General features: G+C 71.4%; 19 protein-coding genes. 8 read left to right on the forward strand and 11 right to left on the reverse strand.

Translation table 11 applies throughout. The annotated features are described in order from the left end of the window. The first annotated feature begins 316 nt into the window (after positions 1-316). Positions 317-1,432 (forward strand): magnesium and cobalt transport protein CorA, encoded by a 1,116-nt coding sequence (locus AB0A61_RS21145; RefSeq protein WP_361294093.1) that lies wholly within the window; start codon positions 317-319, stop codon positions 1,430-1,432. A gap of 22 nt (positions 1,433-1,454) precedes the next feature. Further along, complete coding sequence (locus AB0A61_RS21150) at positions 1,455-1,970, forward strand: hypothetical protein (protein WP_361294096.1); 516 nt, start codon at positions 1,455-1,457, stop codon at positions 1,968-1,970. 213 nt (positions 1,971-2,183) lie between these two features. Here the strand turns inward: AB0A61_RS21150 and AB0A61_RS21155 are convergent, their stop codons facing one another. Continuing rightward, the gene (locus tag AB0A61_RS21155) at positions 2,184-2,930 is read right to left on the reverse strand and encodes a hypothetical protein (RefSeq protein WP_361294099.1); all 747 of its coding nucleotides are present in this window, start codon (positions 2,928-2,930) and stop codon (positions 2,184-2,186) included. A gap of 219 nt (positions 2,931-3,149) precedes the next feature. Here AB0A61_RS21155 and AB0A61_RS21160 point away from each other — a divergent pair, with 219 nt between their 5' ends. From AB0A61_RS21160 to AB0A61_RS21170, 3 genes are read left to right on the forward strand one after another with little or no spacing between them, the layout of a single operon-like run. Then, positions 3,150-4,436, forward strand: coding sequence for a CBS domain-containing protein (locus AB0A61_RS21160; protein ID WP_361294102.1), 1,287 nt, complete (start codon positions 3,150-3,152; stop codon positions 4,434-4,436). Beyond that, a complete protein-coding gene (locus tag AB0A61_RS21165; protein ID WP_361294105.1) occupies positions 4,426-5,025 on the forward strand; it encodes a DUF1003 domain-containing protein in 600 nt (199 codons plus the stop codon). The genes AB0A61_RS21160 and AB0A61_RS21165 overlap by 11 nt, the downstream gene beginning before the upstream one ends. 43 nt (positions 5,026-5,068) lie before the next feature. Continuing rightward, positions 5,069-6,202, forward strand: coding sequence for an Mrp/NBP35 family ATP-binding protein (locus AB0A61_RS21170; RefSeq protein WP_361294108.1), 1,134 nt, complete (start codon positions 5,069-5,071; stop codon positions 6,200-6,202). A 664-nt stretch (positions 6,203-6,866) separates the two neighbouring features. Here AB0A61_RS21170 and AB0A61_RS21175 read toward each other — a convergent pair. From AB0A61_RS21175 to sigE, 5 genes are all read right to left on the reverse strand, one after another. Then, positions 6,867-7,538: a hypothetical protein gene (locus tag AB0A61_RS21175; protein WP_361294111.1), complete on the reverse strand. Its 672-nt coding sequence runs from the start codon at positions 7,536-7,538 to the stop codon at positions 6,867-6,869. Positions 7,539-7,782: 244 nt separating this feature from the next. Next, on the reverse strand, positions 7,783-8,244 hold the full coding sequence (locus tag AB0A61_RS21180) for a sec-independent translocase (protein WP_361294114.1): 462 nt from the start codon (positions 8,242-8,244) through the stop codon (positions 7,783-7,785). 271 nt (positions 8,245-8,515) lie between these two features. Next, positions 8,516-10,693 carry a trypsin-like peptidase domain-containing protein gene (locus AB0A61_RS21185; RefSeq protein WP_361294117.1) on the reverse strand — a complete coding sequence of 726 codons (2,178 nt, stop codon included), beginning with the start codon at positions 10,691-10,693 and terminating at the stop codon, positions 8,516-8,518. Between the two features lie 131 nt (positions 10,694-10,824). Further along, positions 10,825-11,826: a zf-HC2 domain-containing protein gene (locus AB0A61_RS21190; protein ID WP_361294120.1), complete on the reverse strand. Its 1,002-nt coding sequence runs from the start codon at positions 11,824-11,826 to the stop codon at positions 10,825-10,827. Continuing rightward, the gene (sigE, locus tag AB0A61_RS21195; protein WP_361294123.1) at positions 11,823-12,536 is read right to left on the reverse strand and encodes an RNA polymerase sigma factor SigE; all 714 of its coding nucleotides are present in this window, start codon (positions 12,534-12,536) and stop codon (positions 11,823-11,825) included. Before sigE ends, AB0A61_RS21190 begins: the two co-directional genes overlap by 4 nt. Before the next feature lie 235 nt (positions 12,537-12,771). Between sigE and AB0A61_RS21200 the strand changes: the two genes are divergently transcribed. Next, positions 12,772-13,470: an O-methyltransferase gene (locus AB0A61_RS21200; protein ID WP_361294375.1), complete on the forward strand. Its 699-nt coding sequence runs from the start codon at positions 12,772-12,774 to the stop codon at positions 13,468-13,470. Positions 13,471-13,649: 179 nt separating this feature from the next. Here AB0A61_RS21200 and AB0A61_RS21205 read toward each other — a convergent pair whose 3' ends face one another. Continuing rightward, positions 13,650-13,817 (reverse strand): DUF3117 domain-containing protein, encoded by a 168-nt coding sequence (locus AB0A61_RS21205; RefSeq protein WP_003966491.1) that lies wholly within the window; start codon positions 13,815-13,817, stop codon positions 13,650-13,652. Positions 13,818-13,965: 148 nt separating this feature from the next. Then, on the reverse strand, positions 13,966-14,130 hold the full coding sequence (locus AB0A61_RS21210; protein WP_361294126.1) for a hypothetical protein: 165 nt from the start codon (positions 14,128-14,130) through the stop codon (positions 13,966-13,968). 61 nt (positions 14,131-14,191) lie between these two features. On the opposite strand from AB0A61_RS21210, the gene AB0A61_RS21215 reads away from it, so the two are divergent. Then, the gene (locus tag AB0A61_RS21215; protein ID WP_361294129.1) at positions 14,192-14,995 is read left to right on the forward strand and encodes an enoyl-CoA hydratase-related protein; all 804 of its coding nucleotides are present in this window, start codon (positions 14,192-14,194) and stop codon (positions 14,993-14,995) included. A 102-nt stretch (positions 14,996-15,097) separates the two neighbouring features. On the opposite strand, the gene AB0A61_RS21220 is transcribed toward AB0A61_RS21215, so the two are convergent. Together AB0A61_RS21220 and AB0A61_RS21225 are read right to left on the reverse strand one after the other, a co-directional pair. Continuing rightward, positions 15,098-15,679 carry a DNA-3-methyladenine glycosylase I gene (locus tag AB0A61_RS21220; protein ID WP_361294132.1) on the reverse strand — a complete coding sequence of 194 codons (582 nt, stop codon included), beginning with the start codon at positions 15,677-15,679 and terminating at the stop codon, positions 15,098-15,100. After that, the gene (locus tag AB0A61_RS21225) at positions 15,676-16,032 is read right to left on the reverse strand and encodes a DivIVA domain-containing protein (RefSeq protein WP_361294135.1); all 357 of its coding nucleotides are present in this window, start codon (positions 16,030-16,032) and stop codon (positions 15,676-15,678) included. The genes AB0A61_RS21220 and AB0A61_RS21225 overlap by 4 nt, the downstream gene beginning before the upstream one ends. A 138-nt stretch (positions 16,033-16,170) precedes the next feature. Between AB0A61_RS21225 and folP the strand changes: the two genes are divergently transcribed. Next, the gene (gene folP / locus AB0A61_RS21230) at positions 16,171-17,031 is read left to right on the forward strand and encodes a dihydropteroate synthase (RefSeq protein WP_361294138.1); all 861 of its coding nucleotides are present in this window, start codon (positions 16,171-16,173) and stop codon (positions 17,029-17,031) included. A 79-nt stretch (positions 17,032-17,110) separates the two neighbouring features. On the opposite strand, the gene AB0A61_RS21235 is transcribed toward folP, so the two are convergent. Continuing rightward, positions 17,111-17,869, reverse strand: a complete 759-nt coding sequence (locus AB0A61_RS21235) for a TIGR00730 family Rossman fold protein (protein ID WP_361294141.1) — start codon at positions 17,867-17,869, stop codon at positions 17,111-17,113. Between the last annotated feature and the right edge of the window lie 32 nt (positions 17,870-17,901).

The raw sequence follows: 17,901 nt of genomic DNA on the forward strand, positions 1-17,901 counted from the left end.
CGACCGTGCAGTACCGCCCGCTCTTCCGCCCGTTGATGTAGCTGCTCTGGCTCTGGCCGGCTGCCGCCTCTCATTTTCGTGCTGTCATGCCGTCATGCCGTGATACGGAAGAGCGCTTCGTTTCGTTTGCCTGATCTGCCTGATCTCAGCCGGTAGCTGACTCAGCAGCGAAACACGCCATCGCGACGGTGCGGTGCTCCCCGCTTTGTGGACGTGCCAAACATCCGCAGTCAGGACGTCCTCATTCCGGGCAGTTCCAGTCGTCGTAGCGACCTCTCGTTTCGTTGCTCGTCGCTCGTTGCGAAGGAGCCCTGCCATGTCGATGATCCGTGACCTGCGTGCCGTGGTCCGCCCGTCCCGCCCGGAGCCGCGGAAGGACAACGGCACGTACGACACCACGCGCGACCCGTCGACGCCCTCCGCCGTCGTCGACTGCGCCGTCTACCGCGACGGCGCCCGCGTCGAGACGCCGGGGCCGCTCGGCCCGCACGAGGCGATGCGCCTGGTGCGGCGCGACGGGGGCTTCGTGTGGATCGGCCTGCACGAGCCGACCGATGACGAATTCGCCGGTATCGCACGGGAGTTCGGACTGCATCCGCTGGCCGTGGAGGACGCGGTCCAGGCACACCAGCGCCCGAAGCTGGAGCGGTACGACGACTCCCTGTTCACCGTCTTCAAGACCATCCACTACGTCGACCACGACCAGCTCACCGCCAACAGCGAGGTGGTCGAGACCGGTGAGGTCATGTGCTTCACCGGCCGGGACTTCTTCATCACCGTCCGGCACGGCGGCCAGGGCTCGCTGAGGGCGCTGCGGCACCGGCTGCAGGACGACCCCGAACTGCTGGCCAAGGGGCCCTCGGCCGTGCTGCACGCGATCGCCGACCACGTCGTCGACGGCTACATCGCGGTCGCGGACGCGCTGCAGGACGACATCGACGAGGTGGAGACGGAGGTCTTCTCGCTCGGGCGGAAGGGCACGCCGCGCGGCACGGACGCCGGCCGGATCTACCAACTCAAGCGGGAGATCCTGGAGTTCAAGCGCGCGGTGGCGCCTCTGCTGCGGCCCATGCAGCTGCTGAGCGAGCGGCCGATGCGGCTGATCGATCCGGACATCCAGAAGTACTTCCGGGACGTCGCCGACCACCTGGCCAGAGTGCAGGAGCAGGTCGTGGGCTTCGACGAACTGCTGAACTCGATCCTCCAGGCCAACCTCGCCCAGGCGTCCGTGGCGCAGAACGAGGACATGCGCAAGATCACGGCCTGGGCGGCGATCATCGCCGTTCCGACGATGGTGTGCGGCGTCTACGGCATGAACTTCACGTACATGCCCGAACTGCACTGGAAGTACGGCTACCCGGTGATCATGGGGATCACGGTCGTGATCTGTCTGGGCATCCACCGCACACTGAAGCGCAACGGCTGGCTGTGAGCGGGCTCGCTACCCTTCTGCCATGACTAGCGAGCTGCTCGACCAGGCCCTCGTCGAGGAGGCCACGAAGAAGTCCGGCCTCATCTGGGTCCGGGGTGCCGGTGCCCCGGCCGCCCGTGCCCTGTGGCATGTCTGGCACGAGGGCGCGGCCTGTCTGGTCGGCGACGGGCCCGGCGAGCAGCCGCTGCCCGGGCTGGCCGAGGGGGCCACGGCCGAGGTGACGGTGCGCAGCAAGGACAAGGGCGGTCGGCTGGTCACCTGGACCGCGAAGGTGGTGGAGCCGGCGCCGGGGTCCGAGGCCTGGGAGTCGGCCGTCGCCGAGCTGAAGGGCAAGCGGCTCAACGCGCCCGACGGTGAGGCCATGACGCAGCGGTGGGCCCGTGAGTGCCGCGTGCTGCGGCTGGAGCCGACGGGTGACCTCGCGCCGCTGCCCGACGGCTCGCTGGCCGAGCCGCCGCTGCCGACACCGGCGACGACCCGCCGGCCGATCCCCGCGGGGCTGCCCCGGCTGCTGCTGAAGAAGCGGCGGCGGAAGTAGCCCGAGGGGCCGGAGGACGCCGCGGCAGGCAGACGGGGGCGGTGGGAAAGAACGCGGCAGGCCCAAAGGGGCGATCGGAAAGGGCGCGGCAGGCACAAGGGCCCAGTGGGGAAGGGCCCAGTGGGGAAGGGCGCGGTGGGGAACGGCGCGGTGGGGAACGGCGCGGTGGGGAACGGCGCGGCAGGCAGAACGGCGTGGTGGGAAAAGGGGCGGCTATGACGTCGGCAGTTGTCTGCCGTAGTCGACCGTCTCACCCTTCTCCGGCTCCGCCAGGGGGAAGTCCTTACCCCAGTCCGTAAAGCTCAAAGTCCCGGCGCCACCCGCCCGTACCAGGCGGACGGGGTAGGGCCGGCCCTCCAGGGACACGTCGAGGGTGCCGCCGGAACCCTTGTCGCCGGTGATCCGGATGGTGCGGATGCCGGACTGCTCGTGATGGCCGTCCGTGGCCAGCGAGCCGTGCAGCGTCAGCAGTCCGTCGAGGAGGACGTTCTTGTCCGTGAAGCCACTGAACCGCTTGTACGAGGGGTCACCCTGGGGCACCTTGACGTACTTGCCGTCGAGCTTGTCGGCGGCCCCGGTGCCCGTCCCCTTTCCGTCGGCGTGGTCCCAGAACTCGGCGTCGGCCTTCAGATACAGCTGCGCCCCGATCCGCAGCAGTCCGAAGGTCACCCCCTGCGAGGTGACCGATCCGGAGCCGCCGTCGGGCTTCAGGCGCATGTCGAGCGCGTACGTGCGGCCGTTGCTGACCACGTTCCCGGACAGGTGCACGGTGTCGGCGGAGTCCGCTGCGGCCCGGGTCCGGGACTGGATCTGGGCGGCAGGCAGCTTGCCCACCCCGTTCGTGCCGGCGTCGGGGTCGCCCGCCGAGCACGCCGTCAGACCTGTCCCCGTGACGGCCAGCGCGCACAGCGCGCTCGCCAGCGCGGCCCGGCGGATACGGCCCTGGGGAATAGCGGTCACAGGCGGCGCTGCCTTTCTGACGGACGTCCTGAGCGGCGTACGGCAGCGTACCGGGGCTGCCCGGTCCCAGCGGAGCCAGTCGGTCCGCAACGCTCACCAGGACGTATACGAACAGGACGGGCTAGCCTGAAGCCCACCTGAGCGGGCAATCGGGAAAAGACCCCCACCGGCACCACCACACATCTCGCACATCACCGAGCACGCAAAGGAGGCGCAGCCATGGCAGCGGGCGCCCCCCGGATCTTCGTCTCGCACCTTTCCGCAGTCGCCGTCTTCGATCCGACCGGCGACCAGGTGGGCCGGGTCAGAGATCTGGTCGTCATGCTGCGCGTCGGGCGCCGACCGCCCCGCCTGCTCGGGCTGGTCGTCGAACTCGCCACCCGGCGCCGCATCTTCCTGCCCATGACCCGGGTGACGAGCATCGAGTCGGGCCAGGTCATCACCACCGGCGTGCTGAACGTCCGGCGCTTCGAACAGCGGCCCACCGAACGGCTCGTCTTCGGCGAACTGCTCGACCGGCGGGTCCAGCTCGTGGAGACCGGGGAAGAGGCGACCGTGCTGGACATGTCGGTGCAGCAGTTGCCGGCCCGCCGGGACTGGGAGGTCGACCGGGTCTTCGTCCGGAAGGGGAAGAAGGGCGGGGCCTTCCGGCGCAGCAAGGGCGAGACCCTGACGGTCGAGTGGTCCGCCGTCACCGGCTTCTCCCTGGAGGAGCACGGGCAGGGCGCCGAGAACCTGCTCGCCACCTTCGAGCAGCTGCGCCCCGCCGACCTCGCCAACGTGCTGCACCACCTCTCCCCCAAGCGACGCGCCGAGGTCGCGGCCGCCCTCGACGACGACCGCCTCGCCGACGTGCTCGAAGAGCTCCCGGAGGACGACCAGATCGAGATCCTCGGGAAGCTGCAGGGGGAACGCGCGGCCGACGTCCTGGAGGCGATGGATCCCGACGACGCGGCCGATCTGCTCGGCGAGCTGCCCAAGGAGGAACAGGAGCGGCTGCTGGGGCTGATGCAGCCCGCCGACGCGGCCGACATGCGCCGGCTGATGTCGTACGAGGAGCACACGGCGGGCGGCCTGATGACGACGGAGCCGATCGTGCTGCGCCCGGACTCGACGATCGCCGACGCCCTGGCCCGCGTCCGCAACGCCGACCTGTCGCCCGCGCTCGCCGCCCAGGTCTACGTCTGCCGTCCGCCCGACGAGACCCCGACCGGCAAGTACCTGGGCACGGCCCACTTCCAGCGCCTGCTGCGCGACCCGCCCTACACCCTGGTCAGCTCGGTCCTGGACGACGACCTGCAACCGCTGGACCCCGACGCCCCGCTGCCGGTCGTCGCCGGGTTCTTCGCCACGTACGACATGGTCGCGGCGCCCGTCGTCGACGAGGCCGGGTCGCTGCTGGGCGTGGTGACCGTGGACGACGTACTGGACCACATGCTGCCGGAGGACTGGCGGGAGACGGAGTTCCACCTGGACGACGAGGGGGCGGCCACCCATGGCTCCTGAGCGCGAGAGCACCCGAGAGCGCCTGCCGGCGGGCGCCACGGCCGCCCCCCGGCCCCGGACGGCCCGGCTGGACCAGCCGCGCCCGCCGAGGCGCCGGATCCTGCCGGAGTGGGACCCGGAGGCCTTCGGACGCCTGTCCGAGCGGATCGCCCGCTTCATCGGCACCGGGCGGTTCCTCGTCTGGATGACGGTCGTGATCATCGTGTGGGTGCTGTGGAACATCGCCGCTCCACGCCACCTGCGCTTCGACGAGTACCCGTTCATCTTCCTGACCCTGGCCCTGTCCCTCCAGGCCTCCTACGCCGCCCCGCTGATCCTGCTCGCGCAGAACCGGCAGGACGACCGGGACCGGGTCAACCTCGAACAGGACCGCAAGCAGAACGAGCGGTCGATCGCCGACACCGAGTACCTGACCCGCGAGATCGCCGCGCTGCGCATGGGTCTGGGCGAGGTGGCGACCCGCGACTGGATGCGCTCGGAGCTGCAGGACCTGGTCAAGGAGCTGGAGGACCGGCAGGTCGACGGACATCGCCGGCACGGCGTATTCCCGGCAGAACAGCCCCGCGGACGTGACATGGGCGACCGCTGACGGGGGTCCCGGGTCCGCCGCGGGGCGCCGTACCATCGTCTTTATGGCTACGGAAGACGCGGTGCGCGAAGCGCTGGCGACGGTGAACGACCCCGAGATCAACCGACCCATCACCGAGCTCGGGATGGTCAAATCGGTGGAGATCGGCGCGGACGGTGCGGTCGCGGTCACGGTGTACCTGACGGTCTCCGGTTGCCCCATGCGCGAGACGATCACCCAGCGCGTCACCGAGGCGGTCTCCCGCGTGGAGGGCGTCACCCGCGTCGACGTCGCGCTCGACGTGATGAGCGACGAGCAGCGCCGGGAGCTGGCGGCCGCCCTGCGCGGCGGCCAGGCCGAGCGCGAGGTTCCGTTCGCCAAGCCGGGCAGTCTGACCCGGGTGTACGCGGTCGCCTCCGGCAAGGGCGGGGTCGGCAAGTCCTCGGTGACGGTGAACCTGGCGGCGGCCATGGCGGCCGACGGCCTGAAGGTGGGCGTGGTCGACGCCGACATCTACGGCCACAGCGTGCCGCGCATGCTGGGCGCCGACGGCCGCCCGACCCAGGTCGAGAACATGATCATGCCGCCGTCCGCGAACGGCGTGAAGGTCATCTCCATCGGCATGTTCACCCCGGGCAACGCGCCGGTGGTCTGGCGCGGCCCGATGCTGCACCGCGCGCTCCAGCAGTTCCTCGCGGACGTGTACTGGGGCGATCTGGACGTGCTGCTGCTGGACCTCCCGCCGGGCACGGGCGACATCGCGATCTCCGTTGCCCAGCTGGTCCCCAATGCCGAGATCCTGGTCGTGACGACGCCTCAGCAGGCGGCCGCGGAGGTGGCCGAGCGGGCGGGCTCCATCGCGGTTCAGACGCATCAGAAGATCGTGGGCGTCGTGGAGAACATGTCCGGTCTCCCCTGCCCGCACTGCGGTGAGATGGTCGACGTCTTCGGCACCGGTGGCGGCCAGGCGGTGGCGGACGGGCTGACGAGGACGACGGGCACCTCCGTCCCGGTCCTCGGCAACATCCCCATCGACGTCCGCCTGCGCGAGGGTGGCGACGAGGGCAAGCCGGTGGTGCTGACCGATCCTGACTCCCCGGCGGGCTCGGCCCTGCGCGCGATCGCGGGGAAGCTGGGGGGACGGCAGCGTGGGCTTTCGGGGCTGTCCCTCGGGATCACCCCGAAGAACAAGTTCTGAAATCGCGCATCTGTGAACTGCGGCTCCGTCGCCGGCCAACCCGCTGACCAGCGACGGAGCCGTCGTCGTCGGTCATCGTTGGTCATCGCTGAGCTCCGTCGCACGGCCCGCAGACTGCCCGGAGACCGTGGTCGCTTCGTGGGTCTCGTGCGCTGGGTAGTCCCGCACTTCATAAAGTGAGCCACGACCCCGAAGGGCCGGCGGCCGCGGTGGGGCAGGTCGTCGAGCGCTACGACGACTCCGCCGACGGCCGCCCGTAGCGGATGGTCGCCCTCGGCCACCCGGCTCCCGCCGTGACAGAAGGAGGATCGGATGATGGAAGACCGCGTACGCAGATAGCCGCGTAACTGGCTGGTGGAGGGGTGCGAGGAGAGAAACCCGCCCGAGCAGGTTTCCGTGCAGGACGTCGCTCTGGCCCGGGAACCAGAGGGCCACTAATGGTTCAACGCGGTGCGCGCCGCGCGTCTGGCTTTCTGCTTCGGAATTGCAGCCAGCGGCGCGCTCGTATTCCTGGACGGGCGCGGCGCCTGGAATTGGATGCGCATCCAGTACGAACCCACCAGGATTCCGGAGCTCGTTGGGTGCCGCCGTACTGATCCGGCAACAGCTAGCCAAGATCAAGGAGGTGCCCAGGCGCCTCTCACGCCTGGGCACCTCCTTCGCCCTAGGCGTATGCCGCGATGTCCTTGATCATGGCGAAGCCGAGACCGTACGCGCTCATGCCTCTGCCGTACGCCCCGACGTGCACGCCCTCCTGGGTCGACCCGGCGAGCACCCAGCCGAACTCGGACTCGCGGTAGTGGAAGGGCGCGAGGACGCCGTCCACGGGCAGGGAGAGTGACGACCACGCCGGGCCGGACAGGTCGTCCGCCAGGGCCCACGCCGTCTCCGTCTGCTGATCCAGCCAGTCGTCCCGCAGGCTGTGGTCCATCTGCCCGGGCCAGGTGAAGGACAGCAGTCCCACCCCGGCGAGCCATGCCGCCGAGGACACCGAGGTGGCCTCCAGCAGGCCCGTGCCGTCCGCGCTGCGCCGGTCGGGGCTGGCCGCGACGGTCACCACGACCGCGAACTTCTCCTTGGGCTCGTCCAAGGACCCCGACACGAACTCGTTGCGTACCGAGGGCTCGTCGCCGTGGCCGATCGACCCGTGTTCGACGGATCCGTCGGCCGAGGTGCCGACCTGCATCAGCCAGCGCGGCCCCGTGAAGGCCTCGTCGAGGCCGTACCACGGGAAGGGCGCCAGCAGGTAGCCGTCAACCGTACGCCGGGCGGAGGGGACCTGTTGTCCACCCTCCGCTGCCGGCGCCTGTGCGACTGCCCGACTTGTCGTCTCCATGTGCCCGGACGCCTCCTCGCTCTCGTCGGACCGGGTCGGCCCGCCCCCCTTCGGGCGTACTCGTCCGGTCCGCACAACAACTCGGCAGCATATCGACCCTGCTTCGGGCAACCGGGAAACCACCCGGCGCGTGGGTCGCGCGGACAACGGGTTCAGGCCGCCCACGGCGTGCGAGTGGTATGAAACGCGTCACGTTCACGACCGCCGCACGCCCGCTGACGTGCGGCTCACCGCCCTGCGTCACTCAGGTGGCGTCCGCGTCGAAGGGAGGGCGCTCGTCGTGGTCCGTGCCCTCGGGCTTCTTGGTCATGTCGACCCGATTGCCGGAGCCCGCCGCCCCCGAGGACGACGAGGCTGCCGACGAGGAGGCCGGGGAGTCGGACTCGCGGCTGTACACCGCGTCCGTGACCTCGGCCATCTCCTTCTTCAGGTCGAAGCCGTTGCGGATCTCCTTGAGCCCCAGGTCCTCGTTGTCGAGCTGCTTGCGGATGAACGTCTTGGGGTTGAGGTCCTCGAACTCGAAGTCCTTGAACTCGGGGCCGAGTTCGCTGCGGATGTCGTGCTTGGCGCTCTCCGAGAACTCACGGATCTTCCGGATCGTACGCGTCACGTCCTGGATGACCTTCGGGAGCTTGTCCGGACCGAACACGAGCACCGCCAGGACGATGATCGTCACCAGCTCAAGCGGTCCTATGTCATTGAACACCTGAAGCTCCTTGCGATGTCCTCGGTCCTCGGCCCTCGGGTGGTCGGTGCGGGTCTTCCGTGGTCCGGGCCGGGTCCACGGTACCCGGCGTACGTGTCCGACCGGTACCGTCCCGAGGTGTCCGTGTGCGTGTACACGGCGGGTTTTTCACCTTGTTTGCCATGCGTGGCAATGCCTTGGGGCCTTGCCCGTGAGGTTTCCGTCAATCGCCGCCGAACGGGGCGTTTCCCCCGGGTGGCCGTCCGGGTGGTCGCGCGGGGCGCCGGGCGAGTCACCCGCTGCTCGAGGAGCCGAGCACGAGAAACACCTTCCGCTCCAGTCCGCCGCGTTCGACGGTCAGTTCCAGGCGGTCGCCGGGACGGTGCGCGCGGATCCTGACGATCAGCTCCTCGCCGGACTGGACACGCCGGCCGTCGACCGCGGTGATGAGGTCGCCGGCCTTGATGCCGGCCTTGGCGCCGGGGCCGCCCGGGGTGACCGGGGAGCCGCCGCTGCGGCCCTTGGTGCCGACCCTGGCGCCGTCACCGGTGTAGTTCATGTCGAGGGTGACGCCGATCACCGGGTGGTCGGCCTTCCCCGAGTTGATCAGCTCCTCGGCGACGCGCTTGGCCTGGTTGACCGGAATGGCGAAGCCGAGGCCGATGGAGCCGGCCTGGCCGGTCTGCAGGTCGGAGCCGCTGTCCGCGGAGCGGATGGCGGAGTTGATGCCGACGACACGGCCCTGCGTGTCCAGGAGCGGGCCGCCGGAGTTGCCGGGGTTGATCGGGGCGTCGGTCTGCAGGGCGTCGACGTACGACACGTCGCTGCCGTCGCCCTTGTCGCCGCCCGCGGTGATGGGCCGTTCCTTGGCGCTGATGATGCCGGAGGTGACGGTGTTGGCGAGGTCGAAGGGGGCGCCGATGGCGACGACCGGGTCACCGACCTGAACGTTGTCGGAGTTGCCGAGCGGCATGGGGGTCAGGCCCCGGACGCCGTGCACCTGCACGACGGCGAGGTCGTAGCCGGTGTCCCGGCCGACGATCCTGGCCTTGGCGGTCTGGCCGCCGCTGAAGGTCACCGATATGTCGCCGCCGGAGGCGGCGGGCTCGACGACGTGGTTGTTGGTGAGGATGTGGCCCAGACGGTCGAGCACGAAGCCGGTGCCGGTGCCCTTCTCGTCGGAGCCGCTGACATGCAGGGTGACGACGCTGGGCAGCGCGCGGGCGGCAATTCCGGCGACGCTGTCCGGGGCGCGTCCGGTGGGTTCCTTTCCTGCCTGCGGCAGCTGCACGGCGCCCACCCCGCCGTTGCGTTCAATGTACGCCCCCAGGAGTCCGCCGAGCCCGCCGGACACCAGCGCGAGTGCGAGGGCCCCGCCGAGGAGGACCCGCCTGACCCGCCTGCGCCGCTGCGCCCGCGTGAGCACCCGGGCCCCGCTCTGCTGAAGGGGGGCGGGCAAGGGGGTGGCGGCCCAGGGGTCGTACCGCTGCCAGGGATCGGTAGTGGGCGGGGTGTCGGCGGTGGGGACGGAGTCGGAAGCAGGCACAGCAGGTGACGGCCCCGACGCCAGCGGGGCTGCGGGGGGCGGAACGGGGGTTGAATGCGCCGCGGGCGGCGGGACCGGGGCGGTCGGCACCGCGGGCGGCGGAACAGGAACCGACGGCACCGCAGGCGGCGGAACAGGGGTGGACTGCGCATCGGGGGGCGTCGCGGCCGTTGTGCCCGGCGAGGACGTCACCGCGGGGTGCTGCACCGGCGGGGCGGGCGCCCAGGGGCCCGGCTCGCCGTAGGGCGGGGTGTTGTACGGGTCCGGGTCGTGCAGGGGCCTGGGCGGCTCGGCGGGCGGTGCGACGGAGCCGGTGGCACCGTCCAGGGGCTCGACGGAGCCCGGCCCGGCGGCGTCCTCAAGGGCGCCGGCCGTCCCGGAGTCATTCCCGGTGCCGCCGACCACCGCACCGGGCTGCGCAAGCTCGAAGTCACCGTCGGCGGACAGCGCATCGCCGCCCGGGCGCCCCGCAGGCCGTTCGAGCTCGTAGTCGCCGTCGGCCCCGACATCGGAGCCACCGGCAGCGACATCCCCGGCCACCGATTCCGGGCCGGAACCCGGAGCGGCCGGCGCCCCCTCGGCCACCGCCGAACCGGACACGGCACCCTCGGCCACGGACGGACCCGGCACGGCACCCTCAGCCACCGCCGAACCGGACACGGCACCCTCGGCCACGGACGGACCCGGCACGGCACCCTCGGCCACCTCGGCCACGGACGGACCCGGCACGGCACCCTCGGCCACGGACGGACCCGGCACGGCACCCTCGGCCACCTCGGCCACGGACGGACCCGGCACGGCACCCTCCGCCAGGGACGGACCCGGCACGCCGGATGTGGTGCTCTCCGTCTCGGCGGGAGGGACCGGCCTGGGTCGGCTCCACCACTTCGGCCGAGTGGACTTGGTGGGCTTGCCCTCGTTCATGCTCTCCCCGCAGCTGGCCTCGGCACGGCTGTTCGGCGGATGCCGCGCGTCGTCGACTCCGCGCCCACCTGTGTCATGGGCGCAACCTCCCTGGATTCAACCAGGTTCCCGGGCCGCCGCGCAGAGGCCGGTCAGTGCGCCGTGCGCGAGGAGGCCGAGGAGGTGGAGGTGGCTGAGGAGGTGGCAGCCGGTGTGACGGCGGGAACGGGTACGGCCAGGACACCGGGCGCCGTGATCACCGGTGTCGAGGACCAGGACGTCAGGTTGATCGGTGAATTCGCCGTGAGCGGTCGTATCAGCGGGGACACCAGCGCGGCACCGGCGACCACGGGGGTGGTCAGCGTGCTCATGATGTCCTGGGTCTGCCCGGCGCCGCGGGACGGCATTCCGGGCAGCAGCGGTGCGGACAGGGCCGTCGGCGCCGCAGGGATGCCACCCGAGGACCGCTGCCCCTGTGCCAGCAGCGGGCCACCGGAACGGCGCCGCAGGGTCTCGGGGGACGTCGCCGCCCCACCGCCTGCCGTACGCGCCGGAGTGACGTTGCTGCCCCCGGTGCCGCTTCGGGTGTCCGCGCCCGCGTCGCCCGGCATGCCTGTGGTCACCCCGCCGAGGGCGATTGCGGCCAGGGACACCGCACCGGCGGCGACGAAGGCGAACCGCATCCCGCGCGAGGCCGACCGCTCACCGTCGCCGCGGCCGACGGGGTGGATCCGGAAGCCCGCGTCCGAGGAGACCGCCGTGGCATCGGCGCCGTGCGGCCCGGCGGGAACGTAGCCGAACTCGAACCGCTCGTCCCGCCGTACTCCGAAGATGCCGGACCGCCCCGGGAGCGGGCCGGAGAATCCCGCGCCGTCGAGCGGCGAGCCCCCGCCGTCCGGGTCGTCCCCGGGGAGCCCCTGGAGGCGGGCCAGGAGGCTCGCGGAGGGGGGTGGTGGGGCGGCCTCCGCGAAGACGTTCTTCAACCGTCGCTGCGCGTCGACCTCCGCCTTGCACTTCGGGCAGGTGGCCAGGTGCGCCAGGACGCGCTCACGCGTCTCATGACCGAGCTCTCCGTCCACCAGGGCGGAGAGGCGGTCTCCCAGATGCTGTTCCGCGAGGCGGCTCGCGGCCGGGTTCGGTCGTGATCCACTCACGCGCTCGCGCCCCCTCCCCCCAGTGCGGGCACGCGGGGCACGAAGGTGCGCCGCTCGGCGCGGGCCTCGGCGCGGGCCTCGGGCGATCGGTGCGCCAGGGCCTTGCGCAGCTGGGAGCGGCCGCGGTGGATGCGGGAGCGGACCGTGCCGAGCTTGACGCCCAGGGTCGCGGCGATCTCCTCGTACGACAGTCCCTCGATGTCGCACAGGACGACCGCGGCGCGGAACTCCGGGGCGAGGGTGTCCAGGGCCTGCTGGACGTCCGCGTCGAAGTGCGCGTCGTTGAAGAGCTGCTGCGGGGTGGGTTCCCTGCTGGCCAGCCGCTCGGCCGCGTCCTCGCCGAGCGCGTCGAAGCGGATGCGCTGCTTGCGGCGGACCATGTCCAGGAAGAGGTTGGTGGTGATGCGGTGCAGCCAGCCCTCGAAGGTGCCCGGGGTGTAGGTCGACAGGGAGCGGAAGACGCGGACGAAGACCTCCTGGGTGAGGTCCTCGGCGTCGTGCTGGTTGCCGGTGAGGCGGTAGGCCAGGCGGTAGACGCGGCCGCTGTGGGTGCTGACGATCTCCTCCCAGGTGGGCGGAGTCCACGCCTGCCCGTCCGCGTCGGTGGAGAAGGTCGCGGTCTGGGCGAAGCCGGCGGCGTGGCTCGGGTCAGCAGCGGTGTCGTTCACGGATTTCGGCCTGCCCGCCGATCCGAGAAAGCGCCTTAGCACTCCTCCCCGATCCACAGGCGCAGCCGCACCTCCCCTGTCGGCTCTGGTGGTGTCCAGTGGAGCCCCTACCATAGCCACCTCGCCCGTTAGCTCCGGATAAGCGGTTTTACGAGAAATTGATACGCGCTGGCACGGCTCGTACGGCTGCGTCAGCACTTGCTCGGCGTCCTGATCCATCTCATACCCCCCGTCGCGTCCCCCCACCACTCGCTCACCCCTTCAAACGACCGGTCCCATCTGCGGGTTCCCGACGCCAACGGATACAGTCACGCCCAGGCAACCATGGGGACGGGAGAGGGCCATTACCGGCAACCGGCAGACGAGCTGGGCGTTCGCCGACGCCTATGTCGCCGAGGACGACGCGCTGCGCTGGGCCCGTGACCGGGCCCGTGAGTCAGGGCTGCGCTCGGTGTCGCCCGGCGCGGGCGCCGCGCTGCGGATGCTCGCTGCCACCGTGGACGCCAAGGCGGTCGCGGAGATCGGTACCGGTACCGGCGTCTCCGGGATCCACCTGCTGCACGGCATGCGGCCAGACGGGGTGCTGACCACCGTCGACCCCGAGCCGGAGCACCAGCAGTTCGCCCGGCAGGCCTTCCGCGCGGCCGGCTTCGCCAGCAACCGCGCCCGCTTCATCCCGGGCCGCGCCCTCGACGTCCTCCCCCGTCTCGCGGACGCGGGCTACGACCTCGTCTTCTGCGACGGCGACCGGCTGGAGTTCCCCGACTATCTCGCTGAATCGTTGCGCCTGCTGCGCGCCGGAGGCCTCGTGGTGTTCGAGGGTGTCTTCGCGCACGGGCGCACGGTGGACTCCGGGCCGCAGCCCACGGAGGTGCTGCGGCTGCGGGAGCTGCTGCGCACTGTCCGGGAGAGCCCCGACCTGGTGCCGTCACTGCTGCCGGTGGGCGACGGGCTGCTGTGCGCGGTCAAGCGCTGATCCGGGCCTGCGCGCGACCCGCACCGCGGCCCCGAATCGCAGTCCGGCCGCAGCCGTGAACGGCAGCTCGGAGAACCGCTGTGAACAGCCGGGGCACGGCACGCGTATCCCTGAAAAACAGCAGGCCCCGGCACCGCGTACGATGCCGGGGCAGCTGAAAGGGTATGGTCGCTTGCGCGTCAGCCGACGACCTTCTTGAGGGCGTCGCCGAGCGCGTCGGCCTCGTCAGGGGTCAGCTCGACGACGAGTCGACCGCCGCCTTCGAGCGGAACGCGCATGACGATGCCCCGCCCCTCCTTGGTCACCTCGAGCGGGCCATCACCCGTCCGCGGCTTCATGGCCGCCATGCTCGTTCCCCTTCCTGAAACCCAGCTCATCGTCAAAGCCGACGGCCCACTGAGAGGGCACGCGATCCTTGCCCAGGACACGCGACACCGGCATCGAACACATTGCTTCCAAGCCATTATCCCGCATCTCAGGACCCGATGACCAACATCAGTCGGCATCGCTTGGGCAACGCGCGCGAGCAAAACCACTCAATTCGGCGATGGGGCTGCGATACTGCGCGACCGCGCGGACGTCCGCCGGACGGAAACGGGTCCGGATTCTTTGACGCAGGTCACATGTCCGGTCCGACCCTTCGCCGGTGATCTCCGCCATGCTGGCCTTCACACGAGGACGTACCGAGCGGTACGCCGGAGCCGCACACAGAGGGGACGCCATGGCCGACACCGTGCTGTACGAGGTGAGCGACGGGCTCGCGACGATCACGCTGAACCGCCCCGAGGCGATGAACGCGCTGAACGTGGCGACCAAGGTCGCCCTCCGGGACGCGGTCCAGGACGCGGCGTCCGACGACGGGGTACGGGCGGTGCTGCTGACCGCCGCCGGGGACCGGGCGTTCTGTGTGGGACAGGACCTCAAGGAGCACATCGGGCTGCTGGCCGCCGACCGGGAGAGCGGCTCGGGACAGACGATGAGCACCGTACGGGAGCACTACAACCCGATCGTGCGGGCGCTCGCGGAGGCACCGAAGCCCGTGGTGGCGGCGGTGAACGGGGTCGCGGCCGGGGCCGGCTTCGGCTTCGCGCTCGCGGCGGACTACCGGATCGTGGCCGACACGGCGGCCTTCAACACGTCGTTCGCCGGTGTCGCGCTCACCGCGGACTCGGGCATCTCCTGGACCCTGCCGCGGGTGGTCGGGCCGGGGCGGGCCGCCGACCTGCTGCTCTTCCCGCGGAGCATCTCCGCGCAGGACGCCTACGAGCTGGGCATCGCCAACCGGGTCGTGGCGGCGGACGGGCTGCGCGCCGAGGCCGAGAAGGTGGCGCGGGCGCTGGCGGAGGGGCCGACGGTGGCGTACGCGGCGATCAAGGAGGCCGTGGCGTACGGGCTGACGCACTCCCTGGAGGAGACGCTGGAGAAGGAGGACGAACTGCAGTCGCGGGCGGGGGGCTCGGAGGACCACGCGATCGCGGTGCGGGCGTTCGTCAACAAGGAGAAGCCGAAGTACCTGGGCCGGTAGTCGTCGCCGCAGGCAGACGTCGCGCCGTCGCGCGCAAGCAGTCGTCGCGCGGTCGATGGGGGTGCGGTCCCCTGGAGCTGCACCCCCGGACCCCCATCGGGGCTACGGGCTGTTTCTGACGGCGCAGTCCTCCAGGTGATCATTGACCAGTCCGCACGCCTGCATCAGCGCGTACGCCGTGGTCGGGCCGACGAAGCGCAGGCCCCGCTTCTTCAGCGCCTTCGACAGCGCCGTGGACTCGGGAGTGACCGCGGGGACGTCGGAGAGGGTCCTGGGGGCGGGGCGGGTGGCCGGGTCGGGGGCGTGGGACCAGATCAGGGAGTCCAGCTCGCCGGGGGACCACTCGGCCAGCACGCGCGCGTTGGCGAGGCTCGCGTCGATCTTGGCCCGGTTGCGGATGATGCCCGGGTCGGCGAGGAGACGCTCGCGGTCGGCGTCCGTGAAGGCGGCCACCGCGGAGATCTTGAAGTCGGCGAAGGCGACGCGGAAGCCGGGGCGGCGGCGCAGGATGGTGATCCAGGACAGACCGGACTGGAAGGCCTCCAGGCTGAGGCGTTCGTAGAGCGCGTCGTCGCCGTGGACCGGGCGGCCCCACTCCTCGTCGTGGTACGCCACGTACTCCGCGGCGGACAGGGCCCACGGGCAGCGCAGGGCGCCGTCCGGGCCCGCGACGGCGGCGGTCACTGTTCGTCCTCCTGCGCGGGCTTGTCCAGGCGCGCGTGGGCCGCGGCGGCCTGGGCGCCGGCCAGCGCGGACTCAAGGTCGGCGATGCGCGCGTCACGCTCGGCGAGTTCGGCTCCGAGGCGGCCGAGGGCGTCGTCCACGTCCGCCATGCGGTAGCCGCGGACGGTGAGCGGGAAGCGGAGGCTCTCCACGTCGGCCCGGCCCACCGGGCGGTCCCGCGGCAGCGGGTCCTGGAGGCGCTCGGGCGCCGCCTCCGGCAGCGGGCCGGTGCCCTCGCCGCCGCCCACCACCGCGAGGGTCACCGCGGCGACCACGACGGCGAGCGCGACGACCAGGAAGAAGAACATAACCATCGCTGGGGTCCCCACGGAGTCTGTCGTATGTGTCAGGGTCCGATCGTGCCATGCGAGGCTGACAGTCAGGGTCGCAGGCGGCCCAGGACCGGGACGGACCCGGGACGGACCCGGACGGACTAGGAGAGGTCACAGGGGATGCTCAGGCTGGGCAGGCGTGAATTCGGCGCGCACGAGCCGGTGATCATGGCGATCGTGAACCGGACCCCCGACTCCTTCTACGACCAGGGGGCGACGTTCCGTGACGAGCCGGCCCTCGCGCGCGTGGAGCAGGCGGTCGCCGAAGGGGCGGCGATCATCGACATCGGCGGCGTCAAGGCCGGCCCCGGGGAAGAGGTGACGGCCGAGGAGGAGGCGCGGCGGACCGTCGGTTTCGTGGCGGAGGTCCGGCGGCGCTTCCCGGACGTCGTGATCAGCGTGGACACCTGGCGGGCCGAGGTCGGCGAGGCGGTCTGCGAGGCCGGGGCGGACCTGCTCAACGACGCGTGGGGCGGGGTGGATCCGCGGCTCGCGGAGGTCGCGGCCCGGTACCGGGTCGGTCTGGTGTGCACGCACGCGGGAGGGGCCGAGCCACGGACGCGGCCGCATCGGGTGACGTACGACGACGTCATGGCCGACATCCTGCGGGTGACCTCGGGGCTGGCCGAGCGGGCGGTGGCGCTGGGGGTGCCGAGGGAGTCGGTGCTGATCGATCCCGGGCACGACTTCGGGAAGAACACGCGGCACAGCCTGGAGGCGACGCGGCGGCTGGGCGAGATGGTGGCGACCGGGTGGCCGGTGCTCGTGTCTCTGTCCAACAAGGACTTCGTGGGCGAGACCTTGGACATGCCGGTGAAGGAGCGCGTGCTGGGGACGCTGGCCACGACCGCGGTGTCGGCGTGGCTGGGGGCGCAGGTGTACCGGGTGCACGAGGTGGCGGAGACCCGGCAGGTGCTGGACATGGTGGCGTCCATTGCGGGACACCGGCCCCCGGCGGTCGCCCGGCGGGGCCTCGCCTAGCCAGGCCGATGCCCTGCCGTCCCAGGGGCTTCGCCCCTGGGATCCCGGCTTTCGGTCGGGCGTGGCCCGGAGGTCCGTGTCAGCGGCCCGCCTCCTTGGACATCAGGGCGACGGCCTCGTCCACGTCGTCCGTGACGTGGAACAGGGTCAGGTCGGCCTGCGTGGCCTTGCCCTGGGCGACCAGCGTGTTCTTCAGCCAGTCCACCAGGCCGCTCCAGTACTCGCTGCCGAAGAGGACGATCGGGAAGCGGGTGACCTTCTGGGTCTGGACGAGGGTCAGGGCCTCGAAGAGTTCGTCCAGGGTGCCGAGGCCTCCGGGCAGCACCACGAACCCCTGGGCGTACTTCACGAACATCATCTTGCGGACGAAGAAGTAGCGGAAGTTGAGGCCGATGTCGACATAGGGGTTCAGGCCCTGTTCGAAGGGGAGCTCGATGCCCAGGCCCACCGAGGTGCCACCGGCCTCGCACGCGCCCTTGTTCGCCGCCTCCATCGCGCCCGGCCCACCGCCCGTGATCACCGCGAAGCCCGCCTCGACCAGGCCCCGGCCCAGCCGGACCCCCGCCTCGTACTCCGGTGAGTCCACCGGCGTCCGGGCCGAGCCGAACACACTGATCGCGGGCGGGAGTTCGGCCAGGGTGCCGAAGCCCTCGATGAACTCCGACTGGATGCGCAGGACGCGCCAGGGGTCCGTGTGCACCCAGTCGGTGGGAGCGCGCTCGTCCAGCAGTCGCTGGTCCGTGGTGCCGGCCTGGACCTGCCTCCGCCGCCGGAGGACCGGCCCCAGGCGCTGTTCCTCCGGTGGCTGCTTCTTGCCCTCCGGGTTGCCGGTAGCCATGTGCGCTCCCTCCGTTTGCGGTGTTTCCGCCT

It is taken from the genome of Streptomyces sp. NPDC046197 (assembly GCF_040646295.1).
Lineage (GTDB): Bacteria > Actinomycetota > Actinomycetes > Streptomycetales > Streptomycetaceae > Streptomyces.